This is a genomic window from Corynebacterium suranareeae (assembly GCF_002355155.1).
Taxonomy (GTDB): Bacteria; Actinomycetota; Actinomycetes; order Mycobacteriales; family Mycobacteriaceae; genus Corynebacterium; species Corynebacterium suranareeae.
This window is the reverse complement of record NZ_AP017369.1, coordinates 810,809-824,017: the sequence shown is the minus strand read 5'-3', so window position 1 is coordinate 824,017 and position 13,209 is coordinate 810,809. Positions and strand designations below refer to the sequence as shown.

Below are 13,209 nucleotides of genomic sequence, written 5' to 3'. Positions count from 1 at the left end.
GATAAGTGCAAACGCCAGGGTATTTATTTTAAGCTAGTTAGCTATGCATGATCGACAAAACTCTCCCACCCTTCTATGGTTCCGCGATGACCTCCGATTAAGTGATAATGTCGCCTTAAAATGGGCCGCTGATCACGGTCCCGTAATTGGACTTTTCATTGACGAAACCAGTTATCGTAGTATTGGAGCCGCAGCGCGGTGGTGGCGGGAGCAGAGCCTAAAAGCCTTAGCTCAAGATCTTTCTTCCTATGGAGTGCCTTTGCTACGATGCGCGGGTAATCCACTTGAAATAGTGCCAGAGATAGTATCCGAGATGAAAATTAAAGCTGTCACGTGGAATCGACGCTATCATCAACCACTATGCGAAGTAGATGCCACTCTCAAAAAAAATCTCCGCAATATGGGACTCGAAGTTCATAGCCACCCAGGATTTTTACTCACTGAACCTTGGGAAGTTAGTACAGCTGCCGGAACTCCCTACAAAGTCTATACACCTTTTTCCAAGGCAGCATGGGATGTAGCTGAAATAAACGTCTCTAAAATAGCTACAACTAGTGAGCCTGTCCCCTCAAACTTAACAGGACCCGCGAATGTAGAGATGCCAAGCATCCTAGAAATAAAACAGCCTTTTTGGGCCAAGAAGTTAGCCAAGAACTGTGCTCCGGGTGAAAAAAATGCTTCGAAAAAACTTTTTGATTTTTTGGAAAATCTACAGGACTACCCGCAAGCTCGCGACAGCTTAGCCCGATCCGCTACGAGTAAATTATCTGCTCATTTAAGGTTTGGTGAGATCAGCATCCACCGCGTGTGGGCAGAAACTGCAGCAGCAGACAGTCAAGGAACTAATTTGTTTCTCAAAGAACTTCTTTGGAGAGATTTTGCGTGGCATCGACTTTATGCCCTGCCACACATGGACACGCAAAACGTTCGTACGCAATTTAATTGTTTCGGATGGTCTTGGGACCCGAGTGAAAAAGATAAACTTAACTCTCCATCCACCCCTCTTACCCCCACCAAAGCTGACCAATTCCATGAGGATTTAGCAGCATGGCGTGCAGGGAAAACCGGAATCCCGCTCGTCGACGCTGGCATGCGAGAATTGTGGGCCACTGGGTCGATGCACAATCGCGCCAGAATGGTAGTAGCTAGTTTCTTAACCAAAAATCTCCAGATCCATTGGCGTCATGGTGAAGAATGGTTTTGGGAAACTCTCGTAGATGCTGATCCCGCTTCTAATGCTTTCAACTGGCAATGGGCTGCAGGAAGCGGAGATGACGCTTCGCCTTATTTCCGTATTTTTAATCCAGTCACCCAAGCGAAAAAATTTGATCCAGATGATACTTATATTCGTCGCTGGGTACCCGAATATGGAACACCATCCTATCCGGATCCCATCGTCGATCTGAAAGAATCCCGTCAAATCGCTTTAGACGCCTACTCTGCGATTAAGTGAGTTTACGAGCAGCTTTTAAAATATTGGAACGCATATAAGGAAAAATAATCGCGTGGAATGGTGAAACAACCCACCAATAGAGATAACCGGGCAAACCCTTGGGCTCAAATATTGCGCGCTGGGTATAAGTAGATCCGCCATTTTCCTTGTCCTCGACTTCCAGGATTAGCCAAGCGCCACCATCTACTTTCATCTCTGCGGTGAGCACTAATCTATGTGGTGGATCGATCTCAGTAACCCGCCACCAATCGATGCGATCCCCAAGTTTCAAATGACGGGGATCCCGCCGTCCGCCCAAACCTGGACCGCCGATGAGTTTGTCAGCGATACCCCGCAATCGCCATAGCAGTGGTGCAGAATACCAGCCGTTTACGCCACCCAAACCTTCAATGATCGGCCAGACCTGCGCTGCTCGGAGATCAGTATCTTCTGTGCGGACGTCTTCATAAACAGCTTTGCCCGCCCACTCTGGATCAGTAGGCTGGCTAGCCCACGGTTGTTGTACGGTCCAGCTTCGATCCCATGACGTAGGAACTCCACGATCAACTTCTGCAGCTAATGCCAGCTCCACCGCTTCCCGATATTCGATAAAACCATCTGGTGGATCTGAAATGATATCTCTAATGCTGTGCTCTTCAGTGACGGCATCCTCAGCCATTGATTGAGCTAAAGGGAAGGACAATTGAAATGGAACAGGTGTAACTAGACTAATCCAGAGCCCGGATAGCCTGTCCATGGGCAAGTTGAGGGGAACGGAATTTACATGACGCTTCAATCCCCGAACATCTGCATAGATACGCAATAGATCCGCAAATTCATATGACTTTCCACACCCAATATCGCAGGAGCGGTTAACTGGAACCATTAAATCAGCCGCCGAGATTAAGTAATGCAAAACATCCCGTATTGCTAAAGGCTCAATCTGATTAGTAATCCACTGCGGCGCTATCATTCTAGGCAAACGCTCCGTGAGATGACGGATTATTTCAAACGATGCAGAGCCGGAACCGATAATTGTGGCCGCCCTTAAAATTAAAGCTGGCGTCTGGCCAGCCAGCAAAATCTGGGCGACCTTTTCCCGTGAGCGCATGTGCTTAGATAACTCTTCTATTTCTCGATCACGCGGGTGTAAGCCAGAAAGGTAGACGATCTGTTTTATCCCGGCTTGATCAGAAGCTTGGATCACATTTTCAGCAGTGAGCTGCTCCTGCTCCTCAAAATCAACATCCTTGCCGCCCATGGAATGCACTAGGTAGTAAACAACGTCTACATCCTTAAATAACGTATCTAACTCAGCCACGTCAGTCAGATCCGCTTCCACTGCCTCGACGTCCTCGTACCAGTCAAAGCGCTGAAGACTTGTTTTTTTCCTGGAGGTGGCCCGAACTTGGAAACCGGCAGCGAGTAATTCAGTAATCAACCTGCCGCCAATGTAGCCTGTCGCACCGGTGACCAGTACGCGCCGATGCGGGTTTTGAGCTTGATAATGCAAAGTGGGAGGAAGTTGATTATCCATGAGCGCAAGTATATATAAATCGCGTGATTTCACTCCCGCAGATCTGAGAAATCATTTATGATTTCAATGAAACTGTTCACCCAGCCACAACTATCTACTATGCTTTTAACAATATTAACCATTTGGTTAATATCGACAGAAATAAAGGAATAGCTTTATGCGAATTTTAAGCAAGTTTGCCGCTGCGGTTCTACTCTCAGTGGTTTCACTTTCAGCAACAGCGACAGCACAAGCCCAAGACATTTTTGACGGCGGACGACTTACAGGTGGCTCCTCGCAGGTATCTAACCTAAGTTCGGTTCCTGAAAACCTAGCGCTGCCCGAAGTTGAAAATAGCATTGACCTAGAACGCTACAAAGGCACGTGGTATCAAGTCGCAGCAATTCCCCAACCATTCTCTTTACAGTGCTCACATGACGTTACCGCTGATTACGGCGTGATCGATTCGGACACAATCTCTGTAACAAATAAGTGTGGCACTTTCTTTGGGCCTTCAGTTATTGAAGGCAGCGCTAAAGTAGTTTCCAATGCTTCACTAAAGGTTAACTTCCCAGGTGTTCCATTTCAGAGTGAAGACAATCAAGCAAACTACCGCGTGACCTATATCGAAGATGATTATTCACTAGCAATCGTCGGCAGCCCCAGCCGTTCCTCAGGATTTATACTATCCCGCACGCCACAACTCAGTAGTGACCAATGGTCTCACGTTCGGACCATTACAGAGGACCGTGGGTGGTGGCCATGCGCATTCATTACAGTCCCAGCGACAGGTGGCTTAAACACCGCCACTCCGCTCTGCACACTTTAATTCACGTAGATGGTCATCTACTCCGTGTTAAGCCATGGTGCATTACTAAGGGATAACTCCTGCGTCATATCCTGAAGGAATCGGATAACCACTTCACGCTCTTGTGGAGTTAATCGTTTAGCGGCATCAAAACGACGCGCCTGATGCTTACCAAGCGTCCGCATCGCCTCTCCACGAGTGGCATCAGTGACCGTGAGGGCGAAAGCCCTGCGGTCGACGGGGTGCACCTTACGAACAATATGTCCACCTTTTTCTAGCCTATTGAGCGTCTTTGTTACAGATGCCGGGGAAAGCTTAAGGTGAGCTCCAAGCATTCCTGGAGTCACCACTTCGCCCGCATTGCCTGCCACAATCAAATAGTGCAAAGCTCGCATATCAGGGGCACTTAGCTCCATATAACGTGCCGAGGCTTCACCAATACTACGTTCCACATCGCGAAGATTTGCCAGCGACTTCATTAGCCGCCCGATTTGCGCAATGTCTTCTTCCGACATGCCAGAACGATCAACTAATTCACTTTTGGGATCACTAGTTTTCACGTCATAAATATTAGGAAGTGGAGATTCTGCCGGATGGATTTTATCTGGTTCCTGCATATTCAGCATTTTAATCACCTCTTTTTACAAAGTCAGATAAAGTTTATTTTTAAAAATATTAACTCATCGGATAGTATAAATTTCTTGTAGGCACATTATTTTTATGAACCTGATTTCACACTTTCCGTACTTCATTAAAATAATGCGCCATTTACAACGATTGGGAATTTTTGCGACATAACTGGCCGTGCGATATTCGAATGGACAATGGCATGACAATCACCACAGAGCATTCAACTCATCCTGATCTTGATTTCAATGATGAGATTTATCGGGAACTAAATCGCATCTGCGCTTCGCTATCCCAACAGTGCAGCACATATCCACCAGAATTCCGTACATGCCTGGATGCTGCTTTCCAAGCTTTGCGTGGTGGCAAGTTGATCCGTCCTCGGATGCTATTAGGGCTATACGACGCGCTTGTGGACGATGATATTGAGGTCAAACTCAACACCGCTTTACAGGTGGCAGTAGCTTTAGAACTACTACATTTTTCCCTTTTGGTCCATGACGATGTTATTGACGGAGACCTCTATCGTCGAGGCAAACTTAATTTTATTGGGCAGATTCTCATTCATCGCACACCTGAAAGTTTTGCACAAACCCAGCGCGATCCAGAGCACCTAGATTGGGCACAATCTAATGGGCTACTTATGGGAAATCTTTTTCTTGCTGCCACCCATCAAATCTTCGCGCGCCTTGACCTTCCACATCCCCAACGGGTTCGGCTGTTAGATTTACTCAACCACACGATGAATGACACCATTGTGGGTGAGTTTCTTGATGTGGGATTAAGCAGCAAAGCAATCAGCCCGAATATGGACATTGCTCTAGAAATGAGTCGGCTAAAAACAGCCACATACACTTTTGAACTTCCAATGAGAGCAGCGGCAATTCTCGCGGAACTACCTCACGAGATTGAAACAAAGATAGGTGAGATAGGCACAAACTTGGGCATCGCTTACCAATTACAGGACGATTACTTATCTACTTTCGGTGACGCAGCCGAACACGGCAAAGATGCCTTTTCTGACCTTCGAGAAGGAAAAGAAACGACAATCATCGCCTATGCTCGAAATACTGCTAAATGGAATGATATTCAAGACAACTTCGGTTCCGCAGATCTGAGCACCTCTCAGGCAGAGCGAATTCAACATCTTCTCATACAGTGCGGAGCAAAGAATCACTCCTTGAATGCCATCTCCGAGCACTTAAATATGTGCCGTTCGATGATCAAAACACTAAGCACCCAGGTATATCCCAAGGCTCAAAAGTTATTACTCAAACAAGTTGAGCAACTAGCCAGCCGCAAATCTTAGATCTAGCTTTTACGCCTTTAACGGAAGTGAATTTGATGTCTACTAGCATCACAACAGAGCGCAAGAAGAAATCTGGTTCTACTCGCTTGATGAGAATCTTTCTACCCGCCTTGCTAATTTTAGTTTGGCTGGTAGGAGCTGGAATCGGCGGGCCTTATTTCGGCAAGGTTAGTGAGGTCTCCTCCAACAGCCAGACCACATATCTGCCAGAATCTGCCGATGCCACTCAGGTACAGGAACAGTTGGGAGATTTTACTGATTCTGAATCCATCCCAGCCATTGTCGTCATGGTCAGCGATGACCCCTTAACGCAACAAGATATCGCACAACTCAATGAAGTTGTAGCTGGGCTCCCAGAATTAGATATAGTTTCCGATGAAGTCTCCCCTGCTATTCCATCTGAGGATGGCAGAGCTGTACAAGTTTTTGTCCCTCTCAGTCCGTCTGCCGAGCTGGCGGAAAGCGTCGAAAAGCTTTCTGAAACCCTAACCCAGCAAACGCCGGACTACGTGTCTACCTATATAACCGGGCCGGCTGGTTTTACCGCCGATCTCAGTGCCGCTTTTGCCGGTATCGACGGGTTACTCCTAGCAGTCGCCTTAGCGGCCGTACTTATCATCCTCGTCATCGTCTATCGCTCTTTCATTCTGCCAATTGCAGTGCTTGCTACCAGCTTGTTTGCGCTGACTGTAGCTCTATTGGTGGTGTGGTGGCTGGCAAAATGGGAGATCCTGCTGCTTTCGGGTCAGACTCAAGGCATCCTCTTCATTCTGGTCATTGGTGCCGCCACCGATTACTCATTGCTATACGTTGCTCGTTTCCGTGAAGAGTTACGCGTTCAGCAAGATAAAGGGATAGCCACAGGGAAAGCCATCCGGGCATCGGTGGAACCCATTCTTGCCTCGGGCAGCACTGTTATTGCAGGCCTCCTTTGTTTGCTATTTAGTGATTTGAAATCTAACTCCACGCTAGGTCCAGTAGCTTCGGTGGGCATTATTTTTGCAATGCTTTCTGCTCTTACTCTCCTACCAGCCCTGCTATTTGTATTCGGCCGGGTGGCCTTTTGGCCCAAGCGACCAAAATACGAACCTGAAAAAGCCCGTGCCAAAAACGACATCCCCGCCAGCGGGATCTGGTCAAAAGTGGCTCATTTGGTGGAGCAGCATCCTCGTACAATCTGGGTATCTACACTTATTGTGCTTCTCTTGGGTGCGGCTTTCGTTCCCACGCTAAAAGCGGATGGTGTGTCCCAATCCGACTTAGTTCTGGGTTCCTCGGAAGCACGTGATGGCCAGCAGGCTTTAGGTGAACACTTCCCCGGTGGATCCGGCAGTCCTGCTTATATTATTGTTGATGAAGCACAGGCAGCACAGGTTGCTGACGTAGTCCTTAACAATGACAATTTCGAGACAGTAACTGTCACTAGTGCTGACTCCCCCTCTGGCTCAGCCCCCATCACTGCTGACGGTATTGTGCCGTTAGGTGCTGGTACAGCTCCAGCCCCGGTAGTTGTAGAAGGGCAAGTCCTTTTACAAGCAACACTTGTCGAAGCACCAGATTCCGAAGAAGCTCAAAAAACTATTCGCAGTATCCGCCAAACTTTTGCAGATGAAAATATATCAGCGGTAGTAGGCGGTGTCACTGCAACTTCCGTAGACACTATCGATGCCTCCATTCACGACCGCAACCTGATCATCCCAATTGTATTGCTGGTCATTTTGGCTATTCTCATGCTGTTGCTGCGGTCTATTGTCGCACCACTCCTGCTAGTCGTCACCACCGTGGTGTCTTTTGCTACTGCTTTAGGCGTGGCTGCTTTACTTTTCAATCACGTTTTCAGTTTCCCCGGAGCAGACCCCGCAGTACCTCTCTACGGGTTTGTATTTTTGGTAGCCTTGGGCATCGATTACAACATTTTCTTAGTCACCCGTATCCGTGAAGAAACCAAAACCCACGGCACAAGACTTGGAATTCTTCGAGGTCTGACAGTAACCGGCGGAGTAATTACCTCAGCTGGAGTAGTTCTCGCTGCAACGTTCGCAGCACTCTATGTCATCCCAATTCTCTTCCTGGCACAAATTGCTTTCATTGTCGCTTTTGGAGTTCTTATTGATACCTTGATCGTTCGCGCCTTCTTGGTGCCTGCTTTGTTCTACGACATCGGACCGAAAATCTGGTGGCCTTCAAAATTGTCCAATCAGAAATACCAGAAGCAGCCTCAGCTATGACACACCAAAATTCGCCTCTCTTTCTTAAAAGCGCACTGAGACTTTACAATCGGGCCTCATTCAAGGCTTCACATAAAGTGATCGAAGAATATTCAACGAGCTTCAGTCTGTCTACGTGGTTGCTATCCCCACGTATACGAAATGACATACGAAATCTCTATGCAGTAGTTCGTATCGCCGATGAAATTGTCGACGGCACTGCACATGCCGCTGGTTGCTCAACTGCCAAAATCGAAGAGATTCTCGATGCCTATGAAATTGCGGTTCTTGCAGCACCACAACAACGCTTCAACACAGATCTTGTTCTACAAGCTTATGGTGAAACTGCCCGACGCTGTGATTTCGAACAAGAGCATGTAATAGCCTTCTTTGCATCAATGCGTAAGGACCTCAAAGCTAATACACACGACCCAGATAGCTTCACAACGTATGTCTATGGCTCCGCGGAAGTTATAGGCCTACTTTGTCTCAGCGTTTTCAACCAAGGTCGAACGATTAGCAAAAAACGGCTAGAGATTATGCAAAACGGAGCCCGCTCATTGGGAGCGGCATTCCAGAAAATTAACTTTCTCCGTGACTTGGCAGAAGATCAGCAAAATTTGGGCCGTTTTTATTTCCCCGAAACCAGCCAAGGAACTCTTACTAAAGAACAAAAAGAAAATCTCATCGCTGATATTCGTCAAGACCTAGCAATTGCCCACGATGCATTTCCAGAAATACCAGTGCAGGCTCGCATCGGAGTGATCTCTGCCTATTTGCTCTTTCAAAAACTCACTGACCGAATTGAGGCTACTCCTACCTCCGATTTATTGCGGGAGCGAATCAGGGTTCCACTTCATATCAAACTTTCTATACTCGCTAGCGCCACGATGAAAGGTCTATCTATGAGCATCTACAGAAAGAATTTGCGATGAAGACATCAACTACAACTCCACGTTCCTCAGGTACCGCCGTAGTCATAGGCGCAGGTGTTGCTGGTTTAGCCACTTCTGCACTTTTAGCACGTGATGGCTGGCAAGTGACTGTTTTGGAAAAAAACACTGATGTCGGTGGCCGAGCTGGATCGCTGGAAATATCAGGCTTTCCTGGCTTTCGATGGGATACCGGACCTTCTTGGTACCTCATGCCCGAGGCCTTTGACCATTTCTTCGCACTTTTTGGTGCACGTACTTCTGATTATCTCGACTTGGTAGAATTAATGCCTGGTTATCGAGTTTTTTCCGGCACACATGACGCTGTCGATGTCCCCACTGGGCGTGAAGAAGCAATTACGCTATTCGAATCCATCGAACCCGGCGCGGGTGCAAAACTAGGAATTTATCTTGATAGCGCGGCAGACGCCTATGACATTGCCATTGATAGATTCCTTTATAATAATTTCTCAACGTTAGGCCCGCTGCTTCACCGGGATGTACTGACCCGAGCTGGCCGGCTGTTTTCTCTACTGACCCGTTCTTTACAAAAGTACGTAAATAGTCAATTCAGCAGCCCGGTATTGCGCCAGATCCTAACCTATCCAGCAGTCTTCCTGTCTTCCCGACCCACTACTACCCCATCGATGTATCACTTGATGAGTCATACCGATTTGGTGCAGGGAGTGAAATACCCTATAGGTGGTTTTACTGCAGTGGTTAACGCTCTGCATCAGTTAGCGCTGGAAAACGGGGTTGAGTTTCAACTCGATTCTGAGGTCATTTCCATCAACACTGCTTCATCTAGGGGCAACACAAGCGCCACAGGTGTGAGCTTCCTTCACAACAGGAAAGTGCAAAATCTAGATGCGGATCTTGTGGTTTCAGCAGGCGACCTACACCATACAGAAAATAATCTGCTTCCCCGGGAACTTCGAACCTATCCCGAACGATATTGGTCCAATCGCAATCCTGGAATTGGAGCAGTATTAATCCTCCTGGGCGTAAAAGGAGAGTTACCCCAGCTCGACCATCACAACCTTTTCTTCAGTGAAGATTGGACAGATGATTTTGCTGTAGTTTTCGACGGGCCTCAACTTACCCGCCCCCACAATGCATCAAATTCCATTTATGTCTCCAAGCCTTCAACGTCCGAAGACGGCGTTGCACCTGCTGGATACGAAAACCTTTTTGTTTTAATTCCAACCAAGGCCTCTAGCAGCATCGGCCACGGCGATGCGTATACACAGTCAGCTTCAGCATCCGTGGAAACAATCGCGTCACATGCAATCAATCAAATTGCTACACAAGCCGGCATCCCTGACCTCACTGACCGAATTGTGGTCAAACGCACCATTGGCCCTGCGGATTTTGAACACCGCTACCATTCATGGGTAGGCAGTGCACTGGGTCCAGCACATACTCTCAGACAGTCCGCTTTCTTAAGAGGGCGCAATAGCTCCCGCAAGGTCGAGAACCTCTTCTATGCCGGTGCCACCACCGTCCCGGGCGTAGGAATACCCATGTGTTTAATTTCTGCCGAGAATATTATTAAGCGTTTACATGGCGATGCCAGTGCAGGACCACTGCCCGAACCCTTGCCACCTAAAACGACACCATCTCAAAAGACCTCGTACGATCATTAAATTTTGACCCCTATCATCGATATTTCCCACAATGAGCAAGATAGCGATATTTTTATGGCCTTTATTTATCTAGGGACTCTCCTAGTTCTCATTGGGTGCATGGCTTTGTGCGACCACCGTTGGAAGCTAGCATTCTTCCGCCATCCGTTACGAGCAATGGTTTCGGTAGGTGCTGCATATATTGGATTTCTTTTATGGGATATATTTGGCATTGCTACTGGCACTTTTTATCGCGGAGACTCAGCGTTTATGTCCGGTATTAACCTTGCACCCCATATGCCCATTGAAGAACTTTTTTTCCTATTCTTCCTTTGCTACATCACCCTCAACCTTACTTCGGCAGCAGCATTATGGCTTAAAGCGTCACTGCCTAAGAAACCCGGTAAAAAGTCTCCCCTCACTCCACAGCGCGATACTTTCCAACCAACTACCACTCCCGAGGTTGAACCATGACTTATGTTTTTATAAGCATTCCTTTTTTAGCAATAGCCATAGTCCTATTTGCTTTAAAGCTGAAGTCTGGAACACCTAAACTTCTACCAATCACCGCTGTCAGTGCCCTTACCCTATGTTCCCTAACTATCATATTTGATAACCTCATGGTTTGGGCTGATCTCTTTGGATATGGCGATACCCAGCATCTTGGCATTTGGCTCGGCTTAATCCCCCTAGAGGATCTTTTCTATCCGCTCTTCGCAGCACTTCTGATTCCTGCCCTATGGTTGCCTGGAAATATGTTTAAACGCAGGAAAAAACCTCCACACCGTTCCTTACCCAACCGAAGCATCAGTCCTAGATCCGCCACCACGCAATCTGAGCCAGAAAAGCCGTAGTCATGATGGAAAAAATAAGACTAATTCTTTTGTCATCTCGCCCCATTAGCTGGGTCAATACTGCCTACCCTTTTGGCCTGGCGTACCTTTTAAATGCAGGAGAGATTGACTGGCTGTTTTGGCTAGGCATCGTGTTTTTTCTTATCCCGTATAACATCGCCATGTATGGCATCAACGATGTTTTTGATTACGAATCTGATATACGTAATCCCCGCAAAGGCGGCGTCGAGGGGGCCGTACTACCGAAAAGTTCCCACAGCACACTGTTATGGGCCTCGGCTATTTCAACAATTCCTTTCCTAGTTATTCTTTTCATATTTGGCACCTGGATGTCGTCTCTATGGCTGACAATTTCAGTGCTAGCAGTGATTGCTTATTCAGCACCGAAATTGCGTTTTAAAGAACGCCCCTTTCTCGATGCTCTAACATCTTCTACTCACTTCACGTCACCTGCATTAATCGGTGCAACGATCACTGGAACCTCTCCTTCAGCAGCGATGTGGATAGCACTGGGATCCTTTTTCTTGTGGGGCATGGCCAGTCAGATCCTTGGCGCAGTGCAGGATGTTAATGCAGACCGGGAAGCTAATCTGAACTCAATTGCCACTGTAATTGGGGCTCGCGGAGCCATTCGGCTTTCAGTAGTACTTTATTTACTAGCTGCTGTTTTAGTCACTACTTTGCCTAATCCGGCATGGATCATCGGGATTGCGGTTTTAACTTACGTATTTAATGCCGCACGATTTTGGAACATTACAGATGCCAGTTGTGAACAGGCCAATCGCAGCTGGAAAGTTTTCCTCTGGTTAAATTACTTGGTCGGTGCCGTTATAACGATACTGCTAATGGCCGTTCATCAGATTTAATTCTGCTTTTAACCGCTATTTTCCATAACTTGCTTAACTACCCAAGCTTTTCCGACTTTTGGTTGATCACCGCATGATGACACTAGGCCTTCAACCTCAATGCGCTCGAGTTCTACCACCCACGAGCGCCCATCCACATGGGTGACCAGTACAGAATTTTCTTCAACCTCAGTCTGCAAACTAGCAGGGGCTACCGCATCTCCAAAAGCCTCCGCTACTGCAATTTCTGCGACTTGTCCGCGCTCATCGTAGATTCCACGACCACGGTTTCCTGGCAAAAAGAGTTTATTATCCATTGCCCCCTGGAAAAGCTGCACAGTTTCTTCCTCATCAAGTTGTCCATAGGAGTAATTCCATGGCATGAGCAGCATTGATGGCGCGAAGCGGTGGCCCTTGGTGTGCGAAGCCTCCCACACATGCAGTGGCCCAAATTGCGGTTCCACAGCAGCAGCCAGGGGGCGTCCCTTGATCGCGCAGCACGCATCGCGCTTAGAGTGCGTGCAGATCAGCAACATCGGATCATCCATGCGTTGCGCATTATTTTTGCCCGGGCCACTTAAATCAAGGTCCAAAATACCGGCCGGGGCGTCAAGCTCGAGGTGCTCGATGATTGCGGCCTCAGAAAAAACGAGAAAAAGATTATGCTTTTCGACGTTTCTTCCCTCCCTCCCCGGCTTCCTTATTAATTGCAAACCCATGCGCGAAGCTTTCAAATGCTTCTTTAACTGGGCGGTTAGATCTGGATCAAAGGTTCCACCGTCTAAAACATCGCGGCTCCACGGCCCAGCATGCTCGAGGAGAACAAACCCGGATCCTGTTTTTGCGGTACCGGGTAGGGGTTCAACTTTGACATCAGAACAGCGAACAGTCATATCTTCTACCCTAGTATTGTTGCCGTCGTGGCAATCCCCGACCGTGTTGTTTTTCTGTGAATCCTGGTGTTTTTGAGACGAATTACAACAATTCGTTCACGATTACGCTAAATTGGCCTTCTTGCTTAGGTTTCGGGGGTGAACCAGGGTTAGGGTGTGTG

12 protein-coding genes are annotated in these 13,209 nt (G+C 47.6%); 9 read left to right on the top strand and 3 right to left on the bottom strand.

Annotation, left to right across the window (positions count from 1 at the left end; translation table 11 throughout):
• Positions 1–43: 43 nt before the first annotated feature.
• On the top strand, positions 44–1,453 hold the full coding sequence (locus N24_RS03955; protein ID WP_096454531.1) for a cryptochrome/photolyase family protein: 1,410 nt from the start codon (positions 44–46) through the stop codon (positions 1,451–1,453).
• Here N24_RS03955 and N24_RS03950 read toward each other — a convergent pair.
• The gene (locus N24_RS03950) at positions 1,446–2,969 is read right to left on the bottom strand and encodes an SDR family oxidoreductase (protein ID WP_096454529.1); all 1,524 of its coding nucleotides are present in this window, start codon (positions 2,967–2,969) and stop codon (positions 1,446–1,448) included. The two genes, N24_RS03955 and N24_RS03950, sit on opposite strands and share 8 nt — an antisense overlap.
• A gap of 157 nt (positions 2,970–3,126) precedes the next feature.
• Between N24_RS03950 and N24_RS03945 the strand changes: the two genes are divergently transcribed.
• A complete protein-coding gene (locus N24_RS03945) occupies positions 3,127–3,777 on the top strand; it encodes a lipocalin family protein (protein WP_096454527.1) in 651 nt (216 codons plus the stop codon).
• Positions 3,778–3,794: 17 nt separating this feature from the next.
• Here the strand turns inward: N24_RS03945 and N24_RS03940 are convergent, their stop codons facing one another.
• Positions 3,795–4,382 (bottom strand): MarR family winged helix-turn-helix transcriptional regulator, encoded by a 588-nt coding sequence (locus N24_RS03940; protein ID WP_096454525.1) that lies wholly within the window; start codon positions 4,380–4,382, stop codon positions 3,795–3,797.
• Between the two features lie 191 nt (positions 4,383–4,573).
• On the opposite strand from N24_RS03940, the gene N24_RS03935 reads away from it, so the two are divergent.
• From N24_RS03935 to N24_RS03905, 7 genes are all read left to right on the top strand, one after another.
• Positions 4,574–5,692 carry a polyprenyl synthetase family protein gene (locus tag N24_RS03935; protein ID WP_167382020.1) on the top strand — a complete coding sequence of 373 codons (1,119 nt, stop codon included), beginning with the start codon at positions 4,574–4,576 and terminating at the stop codon, positions 5,690–5,692.
• Positions 5,693–5,781: 89 nt separating this feature from the next.
• The gene (locus tag N24_RS03930) at positions 5,782–7,920 is read left to right on the top strand and encodes an MMPL family transporter (protein WP_096459686.1); all 2,139 of its coding nucleotides are present in this window, start codon (positions 5,782–5,784) and stop codon (positions 7,918–7,920) included.
• Positions 7,917–8,834, top strand: coding sequence for a phytoene/squalene synthase family protein (locus N24_RS03925; protein ID WP_096454521.1), 918 nt, complete (start codon positions 7,917–7,919; stop codon positions 8,832–8,834). Before N24_RS03930 ends, N24_RS03925 begins: the two co-directional genes overlap by 4 nt.
• Positions 8,831–10,477: a phytoene desaturase gene (locus N24_RS03920; protein ID WP_096454519.1), complete on the top strand. Its 1,647-nt coding sequence runs from the start codon at positions 8,831–8,833 to the stop codon at positions 10,475–10,477. The genes N24_RS03925 and N24_RS03920 overlap by 4 nt, the downstream gene beginning before the upstream one ends.
• 3 nt (positions 10,478–10,480) lie before the next feature.
• Entirely contained in the window at positions 10,481–10,930 is a 450-nt protein-coding gene (locus N24_RS03915) for a lycopene cyclase domain-containing protein (RefSeq protein WP_096454517.1), read from the top strand.
• On the top strand, positions 10,927–11,310 hold the full coding sequence (locus N24_RS03910) for a lycopene cyclase domain-containing protein (protein ID WP_096454514.1): 384 nt from the start codon (positions 10,927–10,929) through the stop codon (positions 11,308–11,310). Before N24_RS03915 ends, N24_RS03910 begins: the two co-directional genes overlap by 4 nt.
• Before the next feature lie 2 nt (positions 11,311–11,312).
• A complete protein-coding gene (locus N24_RS03905; RefSeq protein ID WP_096454512.1) occupies positions 11,313–12,176 on the top strand; it encodes a prenyltransferase in 864 nt (287 codons plus the stop codon).
• Positions 12,177–12,184: 8 nt separating this feature from the next.
• Here N24_RS03905 and N24_RS03900 read toward each other — a convergent pair whose 3' ends face one another.
• Positions 12,185–13,048, bottom strand: coding sequence for a sucrase ferredoxin (locus N24_RS03900; protein ID WP_096454510.1), 864 nt, complete (start codon positions 13,046–13,048; stop codon positions 12,185–12,187).
• Positions 13,049–13,209 lie beyond the last annotated feature (161 nt).